Annotated in this window: 24 protein-coding genes; 21 read left to right on the top strand and 3 right to left on the bottom strand. The window is 46.7% G+C overall.

Features of this window, described 5'->3' with window-relative positions; genetic code table 11:
- Window positions 1-65: 65 nt before the first annotated feature.
- From nhaR to Q4Q49_RS02810, 3 genes are all read left to right on the top strand, one after another.
- Window positions 66-974 (top strand): transcriptional activator NhaR, encoded by a 909-nt coding sequence (gene nhaR, locus Q4Q49_RS02820; RefSeq protein ID WP_006085064.1) that lies wholly within the window; start codon window positions 66-68, stop codon window positions 972-974.
- Window positions 975-1,059: 85 nt separating this feature from the next.
- On the top strand, window positions 1,060-1,308 hold the full coding sequence (locus tag Q4Q49_RS02815) for a succinate dehydrogenase assembly factor 2 (protein ID WP_259527069.1): 249 nt from the start codon (window positions 1,060-1,062) through the stop codon (window positions 1,306-1,308).
- Window positions 1,289-1,729: a protein YgfX gene (locus tag Q4Q49_RS02810; RefSeq protein ID WP_261271899.1), complete on the top strand. Its 441-nt coding sequence runs from the start codon at window positions 1,289-1,291 to the stop codon at window positions 1,727-1,729. The genes Q4Q49_RS02815 and Q4Q49_RS02810 overlap by 20 nt, the downstream gene beginning before the upstream one ends.
- 59 nt (window positions 1,730-1,788) lie before the next feature.
- Here Q4Q49_RS02810 and nadB read toward each other — a convergent pair whose 3' ends face one another.
- Window positions 1,789-3,402 carry an L-aspartate oxidase gene (nadB, locus tag Q4Q49_RS02805; protein ID WP_006080772.1) on the bottom strand — a complete coding sequence of 538 codons (1,614 nt, stop codon included), beginning with the start codon at window positions 3,400-3,402 and terminating at the stop codon, window positions 1,789-1,791.
- 190 nt (window positions 3,403-3,592) lie between these two features.
- On the opposite strand from nadB, the gene rpoE reads away from it, so the two are divergent.
- The 12 genes from rpoE (at window position 3,593) to Q4Q49_RS02745 (ending at window position 13,681) form a co-directional block, all read left to right on the top strand.
- The gene (rpoE, locus tag Q4Q49_RS02800; RefSeq protein WP_006080773.1) at window positions 3,593-4,171 is read left to right on the top strand and encodes an RNA polymerase sigma factor RpoE; all 579 of its coding nucleotides are present in this window, start codon (window positions 3,593-3,595) and stop codon (window positions 4,169-4,171) included.
- A gap of 41 nt (window positions 4,172-4,212) precedes the next feature.
- On the top strand, window positions 4,213-4,839 hold the full coding sequence (locus tag Q4Q49_RS02795) for a sigma-E factor negative regulatory protein (protein WP_011846166.1): 627 nt from the start codon (window positions 4,213-4,215) through the stop codon (window positions 4,837-4,839).
- A 12-nt stretch (window positions 4,840-4,851) separates the two neighbouring features.
- Entirely contained in the window at window positions 4,852-5,784 is a 933-nt protein-coding gene (locus Q4Q49_RS02790; RefSeq protein WP_311998586.1) for a MucB/RseB C-terminal domain-containing protein, read from the top strand.
- Between the two features lie 10 nt (window positions 5,785-5,794).
- Window positions 5,795-6,265: a SoxR reducing system RseC family protein gene (locus Q4Q49_RS02785; RefSeq protein WP_311998585.1), complete on the top strand. Its 471-nt coding sequence runs from the start codon at window positions 5,795-5,797 to the stop codon at window positions 6,263-6,265.
- 169 nt (window positions 6,266-6,434) lie between these two features.
- Window positions 6,435-8,225: a translation elongation factor 4 gene (gene lepA / locus Q4Q49_RS02780; protein ID WP_220592334.1), complete on the top strand. Its 1,791-nt coding sequence runs from the start codon at window positions 6,435-6,437 to the stop codon at window positions 8,223-8,225.
- Window positions 8,226-8,407: 182 nt separating this feature from the next.
- Complete coding sequence (lepB, locus tag Q4Q49_RS02775) at window positions 8,408-9,325, top strand: signal peptidase I (protein ID WP_311998584.1); 918 nt, start codon at window positions 8,408-8,410, stop codon at window positions 9,323-9,325.
- A 1-nt stretch (window position 9,326) separates the two neighbouring features.
- Window positions 9,327-10,007, top strand: a complete 681-nt coding sequence (gene rnc / locus Q4Q49_RS02770; protein WP_220592336.1) for a ribonuclease III — start codon at window positions 9,327-9,329, stop codon at window positions 10,005-10,007.
- Window positions 10,004-11,020 (top strand): GTPase Era, encoded by a 1,017-nt coding sequence (era, locus tag Q4Q49_RS02765; protein WP_006085067.1) that lies wholly within the window; start codon window positions 10,004-10,006, stop codon window positions 11,018-11,020. The genes rnc and era overlap by 4 nt, the downstream gene beginning before the upstream one ends.
- Before the next feature lie 28 nt (window positions 11,021-11,048).
- Window positions 11,049-11,759, top strand: coding sequence for a DNA repair protein RecO (recO, locus tag Q4Q49_RS02760; protein WP_006080781.1), 711 nt, complete (start codon window positions 11,049-11,051; stop codon window positions 11,757-11,759).
- 70 nt (window positions 11,760-11,829) lie between these two features.
- Window positions 11,830-12,567 (top strand): pyridoxine 5'-phosphate synthase, encoded by a 738-nt coding sequence (gene pdxJ / locus Q4Q49_RS02755; RefSeq protein ID WP_006080782.1) that lies wholly within the window; start codon window positions 11,830-11,832, stop codon window positions 12,565-12,567.
- Entirely contained in the window at window positions 12,567-12,950 is a 384-nt protein-coding gene (gene acpS, locus Q4Q49_RS02750) for a holo-ACP synthase (protein WP_259504599.1), read from the top strand. Before pdxJ ends, acpS begins: the two co-directional genes overlap by 1 nt.
- 209 nt (window positions 12,951-13,159) lie before the next feature.
- Complete coding sequence (locus Q4Q49_RS02745) at window positions 13,160-13,681, top strand: Mpo1-like protein (protein WP_311998583.1); 522 nt, start codon at window positions 13,160-13,162, stop codon at window positions 13,679-13,681.
- A 100-nt stretch (window positions 13,682-13,781) separates the two neighbouring features.
- Here Q4Q49_RS02745 and Q4Q49_RS02740 read toward each other — a convergent pair whose 3' ends face one another.
- Window positions 13,782-15,056, bottom strand: a complete 1,275-nt coding sequence (locus tag Q4Q49_RS02740; RefSeq protein WP_006080785.1) for an HlyC/CorC family transporter — start codon at window positions 15,054-15,056, stop codon at window positions 13,782-13,784.
- Between the two features lie 99 nt (window positions 15,057-15,155).
- Entirely contained in the window at window positions 15,156-15,944 is a 789-nt protein-coding gene (locus tag Q4Q49_RS02735) for an inner membrane protein YpjD (RefSeq protein ID WP_006080786.1), read from the bottom strand.
- Between the two features lie 289 nt (window positions 15,945-16,233).
- Here Q4Q49_RS02735 and ffh point away from each other — a divergent pair, with 289 nt between their 5' ends.
- The 6 genes from ffh (at window position 16,234) to Q4Q49_RS02705 (ending at window position 21,130) form a co-directional block, all read left to right on the top strand.
- Entirely contained in the window at window positions 16,234-17,607 is a 1,374-nt protein-coding gene (gene ffh / locus Q4Q49_RS02730; protein ID WP_006080787.1) for a signal recognition particle protein, read from the top strand.
- A 218-nt stretch (window positions 17,608-17,825) separates the two neighbouring features.
- Window positions 17,826-18,077 (top strand): 30S ribosomal protein S16, encoded by a 252-nt coding sequence (gene rpsP / locus Q4Q49_RS02725; protein ID WP_006080788.1) that lies wholly within the window; start codon window positions 17,826-17,828, stop codon window positions 18,075-18,077.
- A gap of 20 nt (window positions 18,078-18,097) precedes the next feature.
- The gene (gene rimM, locus Q4Q49_RS02720) at window positions 18,098-18,628 is read left to right on the top strand and encodes a ribosome maturation factor RimM (RefSeq protein ID WP_006080789.1); all 531 of its coding nucleotides are present in this window, start codon (window positions 18,098-18,100) and stop codon (window positions 18,626-18,628) included.
- Window positions 18,629-18,643: 15 nt separating this feature from the next.
- Window positions 18,644-19,390 (top strand): tRNA (guanosine(37)-N1)-methyltransferase TrmD, encoded by a 747-nt coding sequence (gene trmD / locus Q4Q49_RS02715; RefSeq protein ID WP_006080790.1) that lies wholly within the window; start codon window positions 18,644-18,646, stop codon window positions 19,388-19,390.
- A 34-nt stretch (window positions 19,391-19,424) separates the two neighbouring features.
- Window positions 19,425-19,778 (top strand): 50S ribosomal protein L19, encoded by a 354-nt coding sequence (gene rplS, locus Q4Q49_RS02710; protein WP_006080791.1) that lies wholly within the window; start codon window positions 19,425-19,427, stop codon window positions 19,776-19,778.
- 260 nt (window positions 19,779-20,038) lie between these two features.
- On the top strand, window positions 20,039-21,130 hold the full coding sequence (locus tag Q4Q49_RS02705) for a 3-deoxy-7-phosphoheptulonate synthase (RefSeq protein ID WP_115335237.1): 1,092 nt from the start codon (window positions 20,039-20,041) through the stop codon (window positions 21,128-21,130).
- Window positions 21,131-21,137: the final 7 nt, after the last annotated feature.

The following is a 21,137-nucleotide window of genomic DNA, read 5'->3' as shown; positions in this document are numbered from 1 at the left end:
TATAACAATAGGTTTTAATCCCTCTGCGCCTTGGGCGTATGAGGGACGATTCACAACGGATGAGCATGCTGCACTTGAATTACAACCACCTGTATTATTTTTGGATGATTAAGAAAAAGGGCTCGGTTGCTAAAGCGGCTGAAGCCCTCTGTTTAACGCCGCAAACGATAACGGGGCAAATTCGTGCCCTAGAAGACAGGTTGAATGGCAGTTTATTCAAGCGAGTAGGGCGGACACTGGAAGCCACTGAGTTAGGTGAGTTAGTATTTCGCTACGCCGATAAGATGTTTAGTCTTAGCTACGAAATGCTCGATTTACTTAACTATCAAAAAGATGATGCCATGCTTTTTGAAGTGGGCATTGCTGATGCCTTGTCTAAAGCCTTAGTTAGCCGTGTCTTGTTATCCGTCGTCCCCAATGACAGTTCTATGCATTTAGCTTGTTATGAGGCGACCCACGAAAGCCTGATGGCGCGTTTGCGTGAGCATAAACTGGATATGATCCTCTCCGATTGTGCTGGTGAATCACTGAAGTATCCCGAAATCTTATCTAAAAAGTTGGGCGAGTGTGGTGTGAGTTTTTTCTCCGCAGATACTTATAGCGCTGATTTCCCCGCCTGTTTAGAGCAAGGCCAGCTATTAATCCCCGGCCGCAGAACCTCACTTGGACAGCAGTTATATCGCTGGTTTGACGAGCAAAATCTTAAAGTCAGTATCTTGGGTGAGTTCGACGATGCGGCCATGATGAAGGCCTTTGGTTACCTTAAACGGGGGATTTTTGTCACGCCGTCGATTTATCGCCAAGAAGTGATTTCCCATGGGATGAATTTGCTCGGTGAAACCACGGATGTGAAAGAGGAATACCATGTGATGTTTGCCGAGCGTATGATCCAACATCCTGCGGTAAAGCGCTTGTTGGACACAGATTTCAGCGATCTCTTTGCGGGACGCGATATGCAAGTCCAACAATGCTAATTTTGTGAGCCAATGTGAAGGGTTAATCGACACTTTAGTCACTGAACTGATAGACTAATGCCAAATCTGTGTTGGGAGAAATACCTTGGAATTAATGAACATCGCAAGGGTTCGCTGGGCATGTCGCCGTGGGATGCTGGAATTAGACGTTTTGTTTCAACCTTTTGTTGAAAACTTCTATCAAGAAATGTCCGATGGAGATAAAACCGTGTTTATCCGTTTGTTGGAATGTGAAGATCCCGAATTGTTTGCATGGTTTATGGGCCATGAAGTGTGCCCTGATGCTGAGCTTGCGCGCATGGTAGTGAAAGTCCGTGGAAGACCGGCACCATAGTTTCAGTGTAAAAGCCTCCTTCGACCAACGACTCTCGTTGGTCGTTTTTATTTGTGTCTGTTCTAGCTCATTTCTGCTCTGGCCTCAAAGCGACAATCTCGCCTTATCCCTGCTTAAATATCTGTTTATCGCGCTGGTTTGTTTCTTCTTGCTATCGCAGTTGTGGCGACTGCAGCATTGGCGTTTAGACTTTGTGCTTAGTGATAAAGGCGAGGGACGTTTGTCAGCGGGTGAGCACTTTCAGGTATTAAAGCGAACTTGGGTGACACCCTTTGTTTGCTTGATGTATATCGAAGTGGATACTCAGTTGCGGCTCTTGATGGTTTGGGCGGATATGCTAGACGATACTGACTATCGGCATTTATGTCGGCTGTTGCTGCGGGCTAAAATAAAACAGACTAAACCTCATACCGAGATTTAGTCTGTTTTCAGCAAGCCAAATAAGAACCTAAGCCTATAAACACATAAGAACTTAATCGGTTACTTTTCTGGTAGTAATATAGTCGGGCGCGGCGCGTCTAATTTCTCTGGGTGATCGATATTAAAATGCAGACCACGGCTTTCTTTACGCTCCATGGCACAGCGAATAATCAACTCGGCCACTTGCACTAAGTTACGTAATTCGAGCAAGTTATTGCTGACTCTGAAGTTACTGTAATACTCCTGAATTTCTTGCTGTAACATCAGGCAGCGACGCAGAGCGCGTTCCAGACGTTTATCCGAGCGCACGATCCCAACGTAGTCCCACATGAATAACCGCAGTTCGTGCCAGTTATGGGCGATGACCACTTCTTCGTCCGAGTTAGAGACTTTGCTTTCATCCCATGCGGGAATTTGTCCCGGCATTTGAATTTTATACAGCTGGCTCTCTATATCATGTGACGCCGCACGGGCAAACACTAAACATTCGAGTAGCGAGTTACTCGCCAGACGATTCGCGCCATGTAAGCCCGTATAGGCCACTTCACCAATGGCATAGAGGCCATTGAGATCGGTTTGACCGTGCATATCTGTCATCACACCACCGCAGGTATAGTGCGCGGCAGGGACCACAGGGATTGCATCTTTAGTGATATCAATTCCCAGCTCTAAGCAACGGCTATAGATGGTCGGGAAATGCTTCATCACAAAGTCAGCATCTTTATGGCTGATATCCAGATACACGCAATCGGCACCGAGTCGTTTCATCTCATAGTCGATGGCACGGGCAACGATGTCACGGGGGGCGAGTTCAGCGCGTTCATCAAAGTCCGGCATAAAACGACTGCCATCTGGACGACGCAGATAAGCACCTTCACCACGCAGGGCTTCGGTGAGTAAGAAGTTGCGCGCATCGGCATGGTACAAACATGTCGGATGGAATTGGTTGAACTCCATATTCGCCACGCGGCAACCTGCACGCCATGCCATGGCAATACCATCGCCGCTAGCAACATCGGGGTTTGAAGTATATTGATAAACCTTAGAGCTACCGCCTGTTGCTAACGCAACAAACTTGGCCTTGACGGTTTCGACGTGTTCTTCGTTGCGATTCCACACATAAGCGCCTAACACACGATTACCTGGGCGATTTAACTTACGGGTGGTAATGAGGTCGATGGCGTTATAGCGTTCTAAAACTTGAATGTTGGGGTGGGCGAGTGCGCGCTCTTGCAGCGTTGTTTGCACTTCTTTACCTGTGGCATCGGCAGCGTGCAGAATACGTCTGTGGCTATGGCCGCCTTCACGGGTTAAATGGTAAGGTGCGTCTTTTGCATTACCGTCAGTGGTTTCTTCTTTATCGAAGGCGACGCCACATTCGATAAGCCATTGCATCGCACTCTTAGCATTTTCAGCAGTAAAAGTGACGACATCTTTGTCGCATAAACCCGCACCTGCGATTAATGTGTCTGCTACATGGGATTCGATAGTGTCACTTTCGTCGAAGACGGAGGCGATACCGCCCTGGGCGTAGTAAGTCGACCCTTCCGAGAGTGGGCCTTTTGAAAGCAGAATTACTTTTGCTTTTTCAGCAAGATGCAAAGCTAGTGTCAGACCTGCGGCACCGCTACCTATGACTAATATGTCAGATTGGTGTTCAACTACTTGTTTCATCGGGTATCATGATGTGACTGAAGAGTGCCAACTATGGTAAACCAACTCACGGATTATGGGTACTTTCCTTTTAACCTTACTTTTTTTGTATATTTTTTAGAACTTTTTCAAAGTACGCGAGTCTACATAAGTGAATATGATTCGAGCGACTGAGAAATCAGCATTTTAGATTTAGGAGAAGTCGGCTCGGATGAGTGGACAATTAAGTGATCAACAATTAGTTGAGCGCGTACAACAAGGTGATAAAAACGCTTTTAACCTGTTAGTGCTTAAATATCAAAGTAAAGTCATTAGCTTGATATCCCGTTATGTACGGAACCAAGCGGACGTTGCCGATGTAGCACAGGAAGCGTTTATCAAAGCTTATCGAGCTTTGCCAAACTTTCGCGGTGAAAGTGCATTTTATACTTGGTTGTACCGCATCGCAGTAAACACTGCGAAGAATTATCTCGTATCACAGGGGCGCAGAACGCCCGCTAATGATGTTGATGCAGAAGATGCCGAATATTATGAAGGCAGTGACGCGCTGAAGGAGTTCGCCTCCCCAGAACGGCTATTGTTATCGGAAGAAATCAAAAAAGTGATTTTCGATACCTTAGAAACGCTGCCAGAAGAATTACGAATGGCCATCTCGTTGCGTGAACTTGATGGAATGAGTTACGAAGATATTGCCATAGTCATGGATTGCCCCGTAGGGACCGTAAGATCGCGTATCTTCCGAGCTCGAGAGGCTATCGATAAAAAGCTCCAGCCGTTGCTGGAAGCCTAAATTCTTATTTTAAGAAACCCTTATATTTAGACAGGTGAAAAATGGATAAATTAGGTCAAGAATGGGTATCTGCCGCAGTCGATGGAGAGACTGATGCGCAGACCATGGCAGAGTTATCTGCTGATACACATTCACATGATAAATGGCATAACTATCATATGATAGGCGATGCCATGCGTGGCGAGTTGCCGCAGAATATTGTGTTAGATCTCTCTGCTAGCATTGCCGCCGCCATTGAGCTTGAGCCAGCGATAGTTGCGCCTAAGCATCATGCGTCTAACGTTGCTGCACCTGTAACCCCGCAAATTGCCGCCAATGCGCAGCAAAACCGCGTCGTACCTCTGTTTAAGCAATTTGGCCAATATGCCATTGCTGCCACGGTTGCCATGTTTGCGATTGTCGGTGTGCAGAATTACAATCAGAGCGCCGATGATGCCGCGTCACCTTCGCCCGTATTGATTACCAGACCGCTCATTGGTAGCGCATCACCTGTGAGCCTACAAACGGGTCCAGTTCAACAGAATCAAGGTTATACCAATGATCAGGTGAACGAGCAGCGTCGCCGAATTAATACTTATATTCAAGATCATATGTTGCAACAACGATTGAATACCGGTGCGGTTGTAGAGGACAATACCGAGGTCGTACCCGTTCCGGTCAATCAATAACGAGGAGTTAGCTTGCGTCTAATCCTGTTGGCTTTATTAGCCTTGGTCTTTCCTGCGATAGCGCAGGAAGATATGCCTGCCAAAGTCTGGCTCGAGAAAATGAGTCAGGCCTTACGAGAGAAAGAGTTTAAAGCATCGATTATTCAACTTCAGGCCGATCATATTCGGCCTTTGGTTTACCTGCACGGTAAGGTGAATAATCAAGAAGTTGCCTTTCTAGAATACCTTAACGGTCCACCTAAAAATGCTGTGCGTGTCGGCAATCGTGTCACCTTTATTGAGCACGACGAGCCTGCATACAGTATTGTTTCTAATCATATCCAAGGTGTTTGGCCTGCCGCTTTTTCTGCCAATATGGCGGATTTAGAAGTGGGTTATCAGTTTGTGCTTGGTGGTCGCACCCGTATTGCTGGTCGTCCGGGGCAAATGATCCGCCTGTTGCCCAATGATGAATTCCGTTATGGCTTTCAAATTTGGCTCGATATGGAAACCTATCTGCCGCTACGATACGACATGCTGACTCAAGATAAGCAATTGCTTGAGCAGATCATGGTGATTGAACTCATCGAATTCAGCGAGCCGCCAGCCATTTTGCAAGAAGCCTATAAGCAAGAATGGCCAGCAGTTATCGATCAAGCCGAGCGCCAAGATGGTCAAAACTGGCAATTTGCTTGGTTACCCGCAGGTTTTACTGTGGTAGTGCGTGATCACCATAGATTGATTGGCAGCCATGAGGCGGTGGAATACATAGCACTAACTGATGGGCTAGCGAGTATCTCCGTTTATGTTGCGAGAGCAAGTACAAGTCCATTGCCTGAGGAGTTAATCACCCGTAATGGTTTGTCGTTAGTCTCAGAAAAAGTGGGCAATGCCGAAGTGGTTGCTGTGGGTAAAGTGCCGACAGAAACCCTAACGCGCATTGCTAAAAGTCTGACGCTAGAATAGGACGCCGATTATGATGGAAGAAATTGCTAGAGTCGTCGCCAGTGATAGCCAAGGCTGGTTGACGGTTGAAGTCGAACTTAAGAGTACCTGCAAGAGCTGCAGTAACAGTGAGTCTTGCGGGACTTCTGCTGTGGCTCAGGCTTTTTCCTCGAAAACCCAGCAATTTTCGATTCAGAGTGAGCGCCGCTGCGAGGCGGGTGAGTTACTCAAATTAGGACTTCCCGAGAGCGTAATCCTCAAAGCTGCGGCATTAATCTATTTAATGCCGCTGTTTGGTTTGTTTGTTGGCGCGGCGTTAGGCCAATTTTTAGGCCAGTTGCTTGAGTTTAATCCTAACCTAGGTGCCATGGGCTTTGCGGCCGTTGGTGCCTTGCTTGCATGGTCTTTTGGTAAGCAAAAGGCCAAACGCTTAGAAGTCGATGCTCAACCTGTGATTTTGGCCTATTTGGGTATGAGCATCAATTTGCAAGAATTAACTTAATAATTTCAGTGCCTTATTTTTAATTAAAAAACAGCTAACTGCGGTTTTGGGCGTTGTTTTATCTGTCTGTCTTAAGTCGGAGTGAATGTGATTGGTATTGAAACCGCAATCAGGTACAATTTCGCTCCTTTGAACCGTATCCATTTTCAGTATTAGTCATTGCAGCATAATGAAACAAATTAGAAACTTCTCAATTATTGCCCATATCGACCATGGTAAATCGACGCTATCAGATCGTCTTATTCAGGTTTGTGGCGGTTTAACCGACCGTGAAATGGATGCTCAAGTTTTAGATTCGATGGATCTAGAACGTGAGCGTGGTATTACGATTAAGGCACAAAGTGTCACTTTGGATTACAAAGCCAAAGATGGCCTAGTCTATCAACTCAACTTTATTGATACCCCAGGTCACGTTGACTTCTCCTACGAGGTCTCGCGCTCATTAGCAGCCTGTGAAGGCGCTTTGCTGGTGGTTGATGCGGGTCAGGGCGTTGAAGCTCAGACACTGGCAAACTGTTACACCGCGCTGGATATGAATCTAGATGTGGTACCTATTTTAAACAAGATTGACTTACCACAAGCCGATCCAGAACGTGTTGCTGCCGAGATTGAAGATATCGTCGGTATCGATGCCATGGATGCTGTGCGTTGTTCGGCTAAAACCGGTGTCGGTGTCGACGAGGTTTTAGAAGTCATTGTTGCCAAAATTCCACCGCCAGAAGGCGATCCTAACGCACCATTGCAAGCCTTGATCATCGATTCTTGGTTTGATAACTACCTAGGCGTAGTGTCGTTAGTGCGCATTAAACACGGTAGCCTGAAAAAAGGTGACAAGTTTAAGGTGATGTCTACAGGACAAAACCACACTGCGGATCGCGTCGGTATTTTCACCCCAAAACAAACTGACAAAACCGAACTTAAAACCGGTGAAGTTGGCTTTGTGATTGCGGGTCTGAAGGAAATTCACGGCGCGCCCGTGGGCGATACATTAACTTTAGCCAAAAACGGTGCTGAAAAACCGTTACCTGGCTTTAAGAAAGTAAAGCCACAGGTATACGCTGGCGTATTCCCTATTTCTACCGATGAATATGAAAACTTCCGTGATGCGCTGAACAAACTTAGCCTGAACGATGCGTCATTATTCTTTGAACCTGAAAGTTCATCGGCACTCGGTTTTGGTTTCCGCATTGGCTATTTAGGCCTGCTGCACATGGAAATCGTCCAAGAGCGTTTAGAGCGTGAATACAACCTAGAGTTGATCACCACAGCGCCAACCGTAGTGTACGAAGTGGTGATGACCAACGGTGAAACGATTTACGTTGATAACCCGTCTGATTTGCCAGCGATTAACAACATCGAAGAAATGCGTGAGCCGATTGTTGAGGCCAACATTTTAGTGCCAAAAGAATACTTAGGTAACGTGATTACCCTATGTATTGAAAAACGTGGCACGCAAGTGAACATGGTTTACCACGGTAACCAAGTGGCTGTGACTTACCATCTGCCAATGGCGGAAGTGGTCATGGACTTCTTTGACCGTTTGAAATCCACTAGCCGTGGCTATGCGTCACTCGAATATAACTTTATTCGTTTCGATCCCGCTGACATGGTGCGTTTAGATATTCTCATCAATGGCGACAGAGTCGATGCCTTGGCTATGGTTATCCATAGATCCAACATTCGTCACCGTGGTTTAGCCTTAGTCGATAAGATGAAAGAGCTTATCCCGCGTCAGATGTTTGATATCGCGATTCAAGCGGCTGTGGGCAGTCAAATTATTGCCCGTTCAACCGTGAAAGCCCTGCGTAAAGACGTAACGGCTAAATGTTATGGCGGCGACGTTTCTCGTAAGAAAAAACTCTTAAATAAACAAAAAGAGGGTAAGAAACGGATGAAGCAAGTGGGTAACGTTGAGGTGCCACAGGAGGCATTCTTAGCGGTACTTAAGCTAAACGAGTAATCGTTAGCATAGAAATGACAATTTAGTTGACTATTGCGCCGCTGTTTGCGGCGCTTTAGTTAGGTTATCGTATTGGTTTATCACTTTGGTTTACCAAGGTCGAATACGGTAAGTTAACTAAAGTATGATATTCGCTGAGTTAGGCACCTTTAAATGATTTTAAAGCAGGAGTTCAATAAGCAATGGCAGCGTATTTTTCCATTATTCTAGTGCTAATCACCCTGATCTCGGGACTTATTTGGTTAGTCGATGTACTCGTATTCGCCCCTAAGCGTCGTGAGAATTTAGCGTTAGCCAAGGCCTCGCAAGCGACGTTAACCGAAGAAGCTGAGTACCTAATCATCCGTGAGTCGACCATAGTCGAAACCGCGCACTCTATTTTCCCTGTGATTGCCTTTGTATTGATTCTGCGTTCATTCATATATGAGCCATTTCAAATCCCATCGGGTTCTATGATGCCAACCCTCTTAGTTGGTGACTTCATTCTGGTGGAAAAATTCAGTTATGGGCTTAAAGATCCTGTATGGCGCACTAAACTGGTTGAAACCGGCGAGCCCAAACGCGGTGATGTGATCGTGTTTAAATACCCTGAAAACCCGACAATTGACTACATCAAACGTGTTGTCGGTTTACCGGGTGATAGAATTATTTACCGTAATAAGCAGTTGATGATCCAGAAGGCCTGTGGCGTTGAGCAAACAGCTTGCCCAGAACCACAAGTTATCGCCCGCACTGAAATCAGTCGTGGTGATTACAGCCAAGATGGCGTGCCATTACTGCGTTACACGGAGCAACTGGGCGAAGTCGCCCACGATATTTTGATTAACCCAAGTCGTCCCGACATGTTGGGATATTTTAAACGCGAAGGTAACTTACCTGCAGGTGAGTTTTTAGTGCCAGAAGGCCATTACTTTGCCATGGGTGATAACCGCGATAACAGCACCGACAGTCGTTTTTGGGGCTTTGTGCCAGAAGAAAACCTGGTCGGTAAAGCGGTAGCGATTTGGATTAGTTTTGAATTTGACCGTTCAAAAGCCGACTTCCTCCCAACTTGGGTGCCAAGCGGTGTGCGTTTTGAGCGTGTAGGTGGAATTAAATAGCATGGAACCGATTAAAAATTTGCCACGTTTGTGTCGTACTTTAGGTTACGAGTTCAAGAATATTGAGCTGTTGACTCAAGCGCTAACTCACAGAAGTGCGGCAAATAAACACAATGAGCGCTTAGAGTTTTTAGGTGATTCAATTTTATCTATTGTGATTTCTGATGCGTTATATCATCAGTTTCCGAAGGCGACTGAAGGCGATTTAAGCCGGATGCGCGCCACCTTAGTGCGCGGTGATACCTTAACTATCATCGCCCAAGAATTTAAGCTCGGCGATTATTTGTATCTCGGTCCTGGTGAATTAAAAAGTGGCGGATTTAGACGCGAGTCGATTCTTGCCGATGCGGTTGAAGCCATTATTGGCGCCGTTTACCTTGATTCCGATCTCGAAGTTTGCCGTGTATTACTGCTGAAATGGTATGCCGAACGTTTGGCCGAAATCCAACCTGGGATCAGCCAGAAAGACGCAAAAACCTTACTGCAAGAACATTTACAAGGGTTTAAAAAGCCGCTACCTGATTACCAAGTAATCAACATAGAAGGCGATGCCCACGATCAGACATTTACCGTTGAATGTCGTATTGAAGACTTGAGCCAAAGCGTCATTGGTGTGGCGAGTTCACGCCGTAAAGCCGAGCAAATCGCGGCCGCTCAAGTATTGGAGTTACTAAAGAAATGACCAAAAAAACAGACTTGTCAGGTATCGATGCTGCAAAAGCGGCAACTGAGCCGAGTTTAGATGAATTACTGGCAAGGATGAATGCGGCCGCGCCAACGCCGTCGGCCCATTACGATGTGACTTATTGTGGCATGGTGGCGATCATTGGTCGCCCTAACGTCGGTAAATCGACGTTAATCAACCGTTTGCTTGGTCAGAAGGTGAGTATTACTTCTAAAAAGCCGCAAACGACGCGCCACCGTATTATGGGTATTCATACCGATGGTCCTAAGCAAATCGTGTTTATCGATACACCGGGTTTGCACATTGAAGAGCAGCGGGCGATTAACCGCCTGATGAACCGCGCAGCGGCCAGTTCGCTTGCCGATGTGGCTATGGTCATTTTCGTGGTCGATGGCATGACGTGGACCGCTGATGATGAGATGGTGCTGAGCAAATTACGCCGTGGCGGCGAAGAGCGTCAGACGATTCTGGCGATCAACAAAGTCGACAATATCAAAGACAAAGAATCACTATTCCCGTATTTGGAAGAAGTCGCCAAAAAATATCCTTTCGATGAAATTTTGCCAATTTCAGCCAGCAAGGGTACTAACGTCCAGCGAATTTTAGAGCTGGCAGCAGCGTCGATTCCTGAAGGACCTTTCTTCTTCCCTGAAGATTATGTTACTGACCGTTCGCAACGTTTTATGGCGTCGGAAATTGTGCGTGAAAAACTGATGCGCTTCCTCGGTGATGAATTACCCTATGATGCGACGGTTGAGATCGAACAGTTTAAGATGATGGAAAATGGCGTTTATCAAATTAATGCCCTGATCCTCGTTGAGCGTGAAGGTCAAAAACGTATGGTGATCGGTAGCAAGGGCGAACGTATTCGTACTATTGCGACTCAAGCCCGCTTAGACATGGAAACCTTGTTTGATAATAAAGTCTTCCTCGAAGTGTGGGTGAAAGTGAAATCTGGTTGGGCCGATGATGAACGCGCCCTTCGTAGCTTAGGTTACGGCGACGATTAAGCATTAATTCCAGCGAGCGCGCTTACCGATGAAACGTGGCTATGTTCTGCATCATCGTCCGTATCGAGAGTCCAGTGTCTTAGTTAACCTCTTAGTTGACGGCATTGGACGGGTCGATGTGGTTGCCCGAACCGGCAGCGGTAAGCGCTCTATCAAGAGTATTCTCCAGCCCTTTCAACCGCTGATCTTCGAATTTAGCGGTAAGTCTGAATTAAAAACCTTAACTCAAGTCGAAGCTGCTGCGCCTGCTGTGCCTCTATCAGGCCAAAGTTTGTTTGCTGGCATGTATATCAATGAGTTATTGGTTCGCACTTTGTCTGTGCAGCACAACGCCGAAGAGTTGTTCCTCATTTATCATCAAGCTTTAGTCGGCCTTGCCGCGAAGTTTTGCCAATCCCAACTGCGTTATATTGAGCTCGCCTTGCTGAGAGAATTAGGTTTTATGCCTTCGCTTAGCCGCGATACTCAGGGCGAACCACTCGTTGCTGAAGATTATTACCAGCTCGTGCCTGAGTTAGGCTTTCAATTTGTGCTCAACTCCCGTGCTCGCAATGCCTATCAAGGTGCCATGTTGACGGCGCTTAACGATAACCAACTCACCGATGTGCATTTTTTGAGCGCTAAGTTATTGATGCGCTCCCTGTTAAAGCCATTACTCGGGACTAAACCTTTGCTGAGTCGACAATTGTTCGTCAGCGCTGCCACGCCAACCAAGATTGATGGGAATAATTCGCCCTAGCTCCTGTTTTTTTGTGTAAGCCTAAGTACAATAAGCCGCAATATCAGCGTTCAACATTAAGGAGTTCCCGATGAGCCGTATCTTATTGGGCGTGAATATCGACCATATTGCTACTCTGCGTCAGGCGCGTGGCACTAGTTATCCTGATCCTGTGCATGCCGCCGCCGTTGCTGAGCATGCTGGCGCCGATGGCATCACTATCCATTTACGTGAAGACAGACGCCACATCATAGACCGCGATGTGTATCTGCTGGCGAAAACCTTGAAAACTCGCATGAATTTCGAATGCGCTGTGACTGAAGAAATGCTTAACATCGCCTGTGAAATTAAGCCGACCTATGTCTGTTTAGTGCCAGAAAAACGTCAAGAAGTCACTACTGAAGGCGGTTTAGATGTGGCGGGGCAGTTAGATAAAATCACTGCTGCGGTTACTCGTTTGGCCGCTGAGGGCATTCAAGTTTCCTTATTTATTGACGCCGATAAAACCCAAATCGATGCCGCTGTTGCCTCTGGCGCGCCGCTTATCGAAATCCACACTGGCTGTTATGCCGATGCTAAAACGGAAGCAGAAGAAGCCACTGAGTTAGCGCGTATTAGCGAAATGGCAAAATACGCCCATGGAAAAGGTTTAGTGGTTAACGCGGGTCATGGTCTGCATTATCACAACGTGAAACCGATTGCGGCGATTCCTGAGTTATATGAACTCAATATCGGCCATGCGATTGTCGCACGTGCCGCGATTGACGGTTTAGCGACAGCAGTGAAAGACATGAAAGTGTTAATGCTTGAAGGTCGTCGAGGCGAATAATGGCGATTGTCGGCCTAGGCACAGATATCGTCGAGATTGAGCGTATTCAGGCCCATGTGGCGCGCGCAGGCAACAAGCTGGCGAAACGTGTGCTGACCGAGGTTGAGTTGGCCATTTATACTGCCCATAGTCAGCCAAGCCGTTATCTTGCCAAGCGTTTTGCCGCCAAAGAAGCTGCAGCTAAAGCGCTCGGTACGGGCATTGGCCGCGGCGTGTCGTTTCAGCATATTCACATTGGCAACAATGAGGATGGTGCGCCGACGATTCACTTTACCGAGGGGGCGCTTACGCGCTTACAGCAGCTTAAAGCGACGGTTGGGCATATCTCTATTGCCGATGAAAAATCCTATGCGATTGCGACGGTAATCATAGAGTCTCAATAAACCCGAGTTGGTGTCTGTCGGCGGTAAAAAAGGAACCTTAGGGTTCCTTTTTTTCATTTCTGGATGGGTATCAAAATCAGTACCAAACAATAAATGCAACAATTAGTTTACTTTCGCTGTTCAGCTTAATTGTTTTGCGCTAGTTTATGGCTTGCGCGTCGCTCAATTTGGCGCAGGTAAAAGCAGGGGCAAATGAAGAGGAACCCGACATGAAATCCGCCGCAGAGCAGTTATCGACCTACAAAAGTGTGCATTTAAATCATCGTAATATTCAGACCCATTTTATTGGTATCCCACTGATTATTTGGTCTGCTTTCCTGTTGCTGGCCACTGTACGTATTCCGCTGGGCAGTCTGGATGAGACCAGTTTAGCCGTGATTGTCGGCGTGTTAGTGTCGGCCTACTATGTCCGTTTACACTTAAGGCTCTCAATGGGGCTGATCTTATTTATGGTTCCTGTACTGCTCACAACTGAATGGGCGGCGCATATTGCCGGTGCCACTTGGCTTGCCCTAGGGGTATTTGTGGTGGGCTGGGTGTTCCAGTTAATTGGCCATAAATATGAAAAAGCCAAGCCTGCCTTTGTAGATGATTTGAATCAGTTATTAATTGGGCCATTCTTCTTGATGGCGGAAGTGTATTTTATGTTGGGCTTAGAAAAGGCGCTCAATGCCCAGATAACGCCGATGGCGATTGAAAAGCGCCGGGCACTTGAGGCTAAAAAGATTTAACTCGTTACATCACTTGGGAAAAGTATTGCTCGGGGGAGCAGTCGGCCGGACTACATATTAGTATGTGGTTCGGCCGATTTTTTATGGGGTAAATCGAAAGCTAAGCTCTGGGCGGGTGATAGTGCAGCGGTATGATTCGCACAGTTTTAATCATATTTTCTGCCACATCGATAATCTCTAAGGGATAACCGGCTAAACGTAAACTGGTGTTAGCTGAGGGGATTTCCTCTAGATATTCTAGGATCAGACCGTTGAGGGTTTTAGGGCCGTCGGTCGGGAAGTTCCACTTCATTTCTTTATTCAAATCGCGAATGGTAATGCTGGCATCGACTAAGTAACTGCCATCTTGCTGCACTTTGATATCTTCACTCGGCGTGGTTAACATTGAAGTAGTAAAGTCGCCGACAATCTCTTCGAGAATATCTTCGAGCGTCACTAGACCTTGAATGTCACCATATTCATCAACTACTAAGCCGATACGCTCTTTGTTCTGCTGGAAGTTAGCCAGCTGCACATTGAGCGGCGTACCTTCAGGCACAAAGTAGAGTTCTTTCACTGCGCGCAGCAGAGATGACTTGCTGAATTGCTCTTTCGATTGTAATCGCAGGGCATCGCGCAAATGAATAAAGCCCACCGCATCGTCAACTGTGTCGCGATACACTAACACTCGGGTGTGCGGGCTTTGGATCACCTGACGATTGATGACTTTAAATTCGTCATTAACGTTAATCCCGTAGATATCTGAGCGCGGCACCATAATGTCTTCAACGGTGACTTTCTCTAAATCTAGGATAGATAACAGCATTTCTTGGTGACGTTGGGGGATAAGTGCCCCAGCTTCATGTACGACAGTGCGCAACTCTTCTTGGCTCAACGCATCGCTGCTATTAACGGTTTTAATTCCCATCAAACGTAAAAAGCCTGACGTGATGAGGTTAACGCCTTTCACGAAGGGCGCTAATAGGATCAACAACCAGCGCAGCAGTATGCTGGAGGGGAAGGCAATACGTTCGGGATTTAGTGCGGCGATGGTTTTGGGGGTGACTTCAGCAAATACCAATACAACGAGTGTCAGCACACCAGTAGCGATGGCGACACCTAAGTCCCCCCAGAGGCGCATACCAATAATAGTGGCGATAGCCGATGCTAAAATATTGACTAAGTTATTGCCGATTAAGATTAAGCCAATCAAACGGTCTGGACGCTCAAGCAACTTCAGAGCTCTAATCGCCCCTTTATGGCCATTGCTGGCTAAGTGGCGTAGACGGTAACGGTTGAGTGTCATCATGGCGGTTTCTGAGCCTGAGAAATAGGCAGAGAATAGGATAAGCACTAGTAAAACGATCAGGAGTGCGCTTGTCGATATAGCGTCCAAAAAAGGCTCCAATATGGCCAGTAAACTTAAGTAAATACCGACATTTAAAAAAAGTGTCAAGTCGGCAGCGGCATTAACTGCCTTTGCCGACTTAAATGTTTAGTTGAGGATTAACTCTTTGACAATGCGCGCGCCAAAATAAGCGAGCGAAAGTAAGGTGGCGCCAGTCAAAGTGTAAATGACTGCGGTACGAATTTTACAGCCGACCCAATACTGTTGCCACAACATAGTAATGTATACAAACCAAGCCATTATCGACAGGATTGCCTTATGACCTTTGCCATCTGCAAACATGTCTTCAAGGAAGATAAAGCCGGTTGCGAGTGACAAACTGAGCAAGATAACGCCGATAATCACTAAATGATAAAGTTGTTTCTCAACTGTCATCAGTGGCGGAATACCTGGGCTCAGCATAAATTGTTTTTTCTTCAGCTTATTTTGGATCATCGCCAGTTGTATCGCATACAGGGCGGCAATCATCAGGGCACTGTAGGCCATGAGTGACAATACGACGTGGGCTAATACTTCAGGATAAAGCTCAAAATGCGTGATGAATTTAGGCGGTAATAACCAGAGTAGGGCGACCGAGAGCACAGAGCAGGCGTAAACCACAGGCACTACGACAATCACCTTTAGCCTGAACATCAACACAGTAAAAGTAAAGGCGATAATCCAGTTCACTAAGGAAATCACGTTCGTCAGGCTAAAGTTTTGCCCGTCGGTGGTGAAAATTACTTGGGATAATGCAGCAGCATGCAGAATGACCGCAATGGCCGCTATGCCTGCGACGGCGCGGCGATTCGGACCGTCGGGGTGGAACAATCGACTCGTCACTAGTACCAATGCAATGCAATAAAAAAACATGGCTGAGGCAGAAAAGATGACCATGGGTAATTAACCTATTTGTGTAGTTAAAGGTGCCTTATAAACGGGGCATACAGATCAATATTTTCCCTAGAATAACATGAGCTGTCGGCAAATGGGCAGTGACATGAGTTGCAAAATTTAGCAGATTCTTATTGTTAGGGTTAAATAGTGTGTTAACGACAATAAAACATGACTCAGCGCAAGTAAAACACTTAACCACAATCAAGATGGGTGCAGCAGTAGCATAATGCGCATGCATCGTTATAATACAGCCCATCAATCGAGATTCTTAAAGGTATAGAACAGGACGATGTTTGAGAACCTAACCGACAGACTGTCACGCACACTGAAAAATATCAGTGGCCGTGGTCGCTTAACTGAAGAAAATGTTAAGGAAACCCTGCGCGAAGTGCGTATGGCACTGCTGGAGGCCGATGTTGCCCTGCCTGTGGTGCGCGAATTCGTTAATAATGTAAAAGAACGTGCCGTTGGCCAAGAAGTCTCTAAAAGCTTAAGCCCTGGTCAAGCCTTCATTAAGATAGTTCAAAGTGAACTTGAAAAATCCATGGGCGAGGCGAATGAAGCCTTAGATTTAGCCACTCAGCCGCCAGCCGTGATCATGATGGCGGGTTTGCAAGGTGCGGGTAAAACCACCAGTGTGGCCAAACTGGGTAAATTTTTACGCGAACGCCATAAAAAATCGGTATTGGTGGTCAGTGCCGACGTTTACCGCCCAGCGGCGATTAAACAGCTTGAGACGTTAGCGCAAGAAGTCGCGGTGGAGTTTTTCCCATCGGACGTCAGCCAAAAGCCAATCGACATTGCGAAAGCGGCGATTGCCCACGCTAAATTAAAGTTCATCGATGTGGTGATCCTCGATACCGCGGGTCGTCTGCACGTCGACGAAGCCATGATGGACGAGATCAAAGGCTTACACGCTGCGGTTAAGCCTATCGAGACCTTGTTCGTTGTGGATGCTATGACAGGTCAAGATGCGGCGAACACGGCTAAGGCGTTTAACGAAGCTTTGCCACTGACAGGGGTTATCTTAACCAAAGTCGATGGTGATGCGCGCGGTGGTGCGGCGTTATCGATTCGTCATATTACTGGCAAGCCGATTAAATTCCTCGGTGTCGGTGAAAAGACCGACGCGTTAGAACCGTTCCATCCCGATCGTATTGCTTCGCGTATTTTGGGTATGGGCGATGTGTTATCGCTTATCGAAGAAGTTGAGCGCGGCGTCGATAAAGAAAAGGCCATGAAGCTGGCTTCGAAAGTGAAGCAGGGTGGCAGTTTCGATTTAGAAGATTTCCGTGAGCAGTTACAGCAAATGAAAAACATGGGCGGCATGATGAACATGCTAGAAAAACTGCCCGGTGTCGGCCAATTGCCCCCAGAAGCCTTAGCGCAAATCCAAGACGGCAAGATGACAGGCCAAATGGAAGCCATCATTAATTCGATGACGTCAAAAGAGCGTAAGAACCCAGATTTAATCAAGGGCTCACGCAAGCGTCGTATTGCTGCGGGTTCTGGCACGCAAATTCAAGATGTAAACCGTTTATTGAAACAGTTTACGCAAATGCAAAAGATGATGAAAAAAATGTCCGCTAAGGGCGGCATGCAAAAAATGATGCGCGGAATGCGTGGCATGATGCCGCCTGGAATGAAATTTCCAGGCCGTTAATCGGACATTTTTAGTTAAACCTAGCACTTTATCAGTCGGTTGACTCTGGCAACAATGAACTGCTAACTAAGGATGCAGGCGTAATAATCGCCATCTTTGGTTGCATTAGTTGGAAACTCAGGTAAAATCTTCCGGCTTTCTATCTGGGACTCTTCGCGAACACGGGGTTCCAGTTTTTATTTTTGCTTCAAAGCAAATCATTAGAGGATTGAAAACGCATGGTTACCATTCGTTTAGCTCGTGGCGGCGCAAAAAAGCGTCCATTTTACAACATCGTTGTTGCTGATAGCCGTAACGCTCGTGACGGTCGTTTCATTGAGCGTGTAGGTTTCTTCAACCCATTGGCCCGTGGCCAAGAAGAAACTTTACGTTTAGACCTAGCTCGCGTTGAGCACTGGGTTTCTAACGGTGCAGCTGCTACAGAACGCGTAGCAAAATTGATCAAAGACGCTCGTAAAGCAACTGCTTAATAGCGTTAAGGTATAGATTGATGAGCAGTAACCAACAGCCAGTCGTACTGGGGAAATTAGGCTCCTGTCATGGCATTAAAGGTTGGCTGAAAATCACCGCCTATACCGATTCTGTTGAAGGTATCTTTGACTACTCGCCTTGGCTTATTAAAGAAAATGGTGAGTGGCGCGAAATAAAGGTCACCCAGTGGCGTTATCAAGGCAAGGCCGTTGTTGCCTTACTTGATGGCGTAGAAACACGGGAGCAAGCGCAAATGCTCACAAATTGTGAGATTGCGATTTTGCCGGAACAGATGAACGATTTGCCAGCAGATGAATTCTACTGGCGTGATCTCATCGGTTGCGAAGTGGTCAATACAACTGGCTATAACATGGGGATTGTCGATCAGATCGTGGAAACAGGATCGAACGACGTATTACTCGTTAAAGCCAACGCTAAAGATAGTTTCGGCAAAGTGGAACGTATGATCCCCTTTGTCCCTGAGCAGTTCATCAAAACGGTGGACCTGCAAGGTAAACAGATTTTAGTGGATTGGGATCCTGACTTCTAAGTCGAGGTACAACAGATGTGGTTAGGGGTAATAACCCTGTTCCCAGAGATGTTCCGTGCCGTGACAGACTTTGGAGTTACGGGTCGAGCCGTGAAAAACGGCCTGCTCGAGTTGCACACGTGGAATCCCCGTGATTTCACCCATGATAGACATAATACGGTAGATGACAGGCCTTACGGCGGTGGTCCCGGAATGTTGATGATGGTGCAACCCTTGCGCGATGCCATTCATGCAGCGAAAGCCGCAGCGGGTGAAGGTGCGAAGGTGATTTACTTGTCACCTCAAGGACGCAAGCTGGATCAGCAAGGCGTCACTGAGTTGGCTCAATCATCACGTTTGATTTTGGTCTGTGGTCGATACGAAGGTATTGATGAACGCATCATTCAAACGGAAGTGGATGAAGAGTGGTCGATAGGGGATTACGTGCTTTCGGGCGGCGAATTACCGGCGATGACTCTGATAGATTCAGTATCGAGATTGGTTCCTGGCGTGCTAGGAAAACAAGCTTCGGCGGAGCAAGATTCTTTCTCCGACGGTTTACTGGATTGTCCACATTACACTCGCCCTGAAAGCCTTGATGGTGTTGACGTACCGGCAGTGCTGCTAAGTGGCAACCACGAACAAATTAGACTCTGGCGTTTACAGCAAAGCCTTGGTAGGACTTTACTGAGACGGCCAGAATTATTGCAAAATCTAGCTCTGACTGACGAACAAACGACTCTATTAGCGCAGTTCGTTGAAGCAATGAACAAGCATGCTTAGTCGTAGCTCAGTTAATTCTAGAACGGAGTAAGTTATGAACAACATCATTAAAATGCTCAACGATGAGCAAATGAAACAAGACGTACCTGCGTTTGGTGCTGGTGATACAGTAGTAGTTCAGGTTCGTGTTAAAGAAGGCGATAAAGAGCGTTTACAGGCTTTTGAAGGCGTTGTAATTGCTAAGCGTAACCGTGGTCTGCACTCTGCATTCACAGTACGTAAAATCTCTAATGGCGAAGGTGTTGAGCGTGCTTTCCAAACGCACAGCCCACTGATCGCTAGCATTGAAGTTAAGCGTCGTGGTCGCGTTCGTCGCGCCAAACTGTACTATCTGCGTGATCGTTCAGGTAAATCTGCACGTATCCGTGAGAAGCTGGCAACTAAGTAATAGTTACCGCTACAGAAAACAAGACGTAGTGTTCGCACAGAAAACCGCCCTAGTGGCGGTTTTTTGTTGCTGTTTTTTGAGTATTTATACTTGATCTAAAGAGAATGAACAGGCATAGTGGTCGCCTGATTGTAATGGTGTAGCATTACAAGAGTACATTGCGATGGATTTACGCTATTTTTCTTCCGAAATGAATGCCCAAGCTGACTTGAAGTCCTGCTTCGACAACTGGGTTAAACACTAAGTCTTAGGTGGTAAGCATGCAACAAGATACGATTAACAACGTACACATCAGTTCAGAAAAAGTCTTAATCACACCGCAAGAGCTTAAAAATGCCTTGCCACTCTCTGAGCATGCTTATCGTTATATCCTCAATGCCCGCAAAACCGTGGCTGATATTGTCCATAAGCGCGACAATCGAGTATTGATCGTCACCGGGCCTTGCTCCATCCATGATATCGCCGCCGCTAAGGAATACGCTTTAAGGCTTAAAACCTTGCACGATGAACTCAGTGATGAGTTTTACATCTTAATGCGAGTGTACTTTGAAAAGCCGCGTACTACGGTCGGTTGGAAAGGCATGATCAACGATCCCGATATGGATGAATCCTTCGATGTCGAAAAAGGTCTGAAAATGGCCCGTGAGCTGATGATTTGGTTGGCCGAATTAGGGCTACCAGTCGCCACTGAAGCGCTTGATCCTATCAGCCCTCAGTACATTTCTGAGCTAGTGACTTGGTCGGCCATCGGTGCCCGCACCACTGAATCGCAAACCCATAGGGAAATGGCATCGGGTCTTTCTATGCCAGTTGGCTTTAAAAATGGCACCGATGGTAAGCTCGATGTGGCGATTAATGCGCTAAAGTCAGCGGCCAGCAGTCACAGATTTATGGGCATTAACCAACAGGGCCAAGTCGCCTTATTACAAACTGCGGGCAATCCCGATGGTCATGTGATTTTACGTGGCGGTGCATCACCAAACTACGATGCCGCAAGCGTGGCAGAATGTGAGGCACAGCTTCACAAAGCCAAACTCAATGCACGTTTGATCATCGATTGCAGCCATGGCAATTCATCCAAAGACTACAGCCGCCAAAAGCCTGTGTGTGAAGATGTGTTCGAGCAGATTTATAACGGCAATAAATCGATCATCGGCGTTATGCTTGAAAGCCACTTAAATGAAGGCAATCAAAGCTGCGATAAGCCATTAAGCGAGCTAGCTTACGGTGTATCTGTGACAGATTCCTGTATTAACTGGGAAAAAACAGAAACCATTTTACGTGACGGCGCGGTGAAGTTATCTTCAATACTCCCGGCACGCTTCGATATGCTTAAAGTTGCTAACGCTTAAATTGGCG

It is taken from the genome of Shewanella sp. SP1S1-7 (assembly GCF_031932105.1).
GTDB lineage: Bacteria > Pseudomonadota > Gammaproteobacteria > Enterobacterales > Shewanellaceae > Shewanella > Shewanella baltica.
Note: the sequence above shows the minus strand (reverse complement) of the source record. Positions and strands in the feature narration are given on the sequence as shown.

What these genes read in the sequence shown, in the direction of transcription:
- nhaR (WP_006085064.1), top strand. Translation starts at nt 66, where the DNA reads ATGCTGCACTTGAATTACAACCACCTGTATTATTTTTGGATGATTAAG.
- nadB (WP_006080772.1), bottom strand. Translation starts at nt 3,402, where the DNA reads ATGAAACAAGTAGTTGAACACCAATCTGACATATTAGTCATAGGTAGC.
- rpoE (WP_006080773.1), top strand. Translation starts at nt 3,593, where the DNA reads ATGAGTGGACAATTAAGTGATCAACAATTAGTTGAGCGCGTACAACAA.
- Q4Q49_RS02795 (WP_011846166.1), top strand. Translation starts at nt 4,213, where the DNA reads ATGGATAAATTAGGTCAAGAATGGGTATCTGCCGCAGTCGATGGAGAG.
- Q4Q49_RS02785 (WP_311998585.1), top strand. Translation starts at nt 5,795, where the DNA reads ATGATGGAAGAAATTGCTAGAGTCGTCGCCAGTGATAGCCAAGGCTGG.
- lepA (WP_220592334.1), top strand. Translation starts at nt 6,435, where the DNA reads ATGAAACAAATTAGAAACTTCTCAATTATTGCCCATATCGACCATGGT.
- lepB (WP_311998584.1), top strand. Translation starts at nt 8,408, where the DNA reads ATGGCAGCGTATTTTTCCATTATTCTAGTGCTAATCACCCTGATCTCG.
- rnc (WP_220592336.1), top strand. Translation starts at nt 9,327, where the DNA reads ATGGAACCGATTAAAAATTTGCCACGTTTGTGTCGTACTTTAGGTTAC.
- era (WP_006085067.1), top strand. Translation starts at nt 10,004, where the DNA reads ATGACCAAAAAAACAGACTTGTCAGGTATCGATGCTGCAAAAGCGGCA.
- recO (WP_006080781.1), top strand. Translation starts at nt 11,049, where the DNA reads ATGAAACGTGGCTATGTTCTGCATCATCGTCCGTATCGAGAGTCCAGT.
- pdxJ (WP_006080782.1), top strand. Translation starts at nt 11,830, where the DNA reads ATGAGCCGTATCTTATTGGGCGTGAATATCGACCATATTGCTACTCTG.
- acpS (WP_259504599.1), top strand. Translation starts at nt 12,567, where the DNA reads ATGGCGATTGTCGGCCTAGGCACAGATATCGTCGAGATTGAGCGTATT.
- Q4Q49_RS02745 (WP_311998583.1), top strand. Translation starts at nt 13,160, where the DNA reads ATGAAATCCGCCGCAGAGCAGTTATCGACCTACAAAAGTGTGCATTTA.
- Q4Q49_RS02735 (WP_006080786.1), bottom strand. Translation starts at nt 15,944, where the DNA reads ATGGTCATCTTTTCTGCCTCAGCCATGTTTTTTTATTGCATTGCATTG.
- ffh (WP_006080787.1), top strand. Translation starts at nt 16,234, where the DNA reads ATGTTTGAGAACCTAACCGACAGACTGTCACGCACACTGAAAAATATC.
- rpsP (WP_006080788.1), top strand. Translation starts at nt 17,826, where the DNA reads ATGGTTACCATTCGTTTAGCTCGTGGCGGCGCAAAAAAGCGTCCATTT.
- rimM (WP_006080789.1), top strand. Translation starts at nt 18,098, where the DNA reads ATGAGCAGTAACCAACAGCCAGTCGTACTGGGGAAATTAGGCTCCTGT.
- trmD (WP_006080790.1), top strand. Translation starts at nt 18,644, where the DNA reads ATGTGGTTAGGGGTAATAACCCTGTTCCCAGAGATGTTCCGTGCCGTG.
- rplS (WP_006080791.1), top strand. Translation starts at nt 19,425, where the DNA reads ATGAACAACATCATTAAAATGCTCAACGATGAGCAAATGAAACAAGAC.
- Q4Q49_RS02705 (WP_115335237.1), top strand. Translation starts at nt 20,039, where the DNA reads ATGCAACAAGATACGATTAACAACGTACACATCAGTTCAGAAAAAGTC.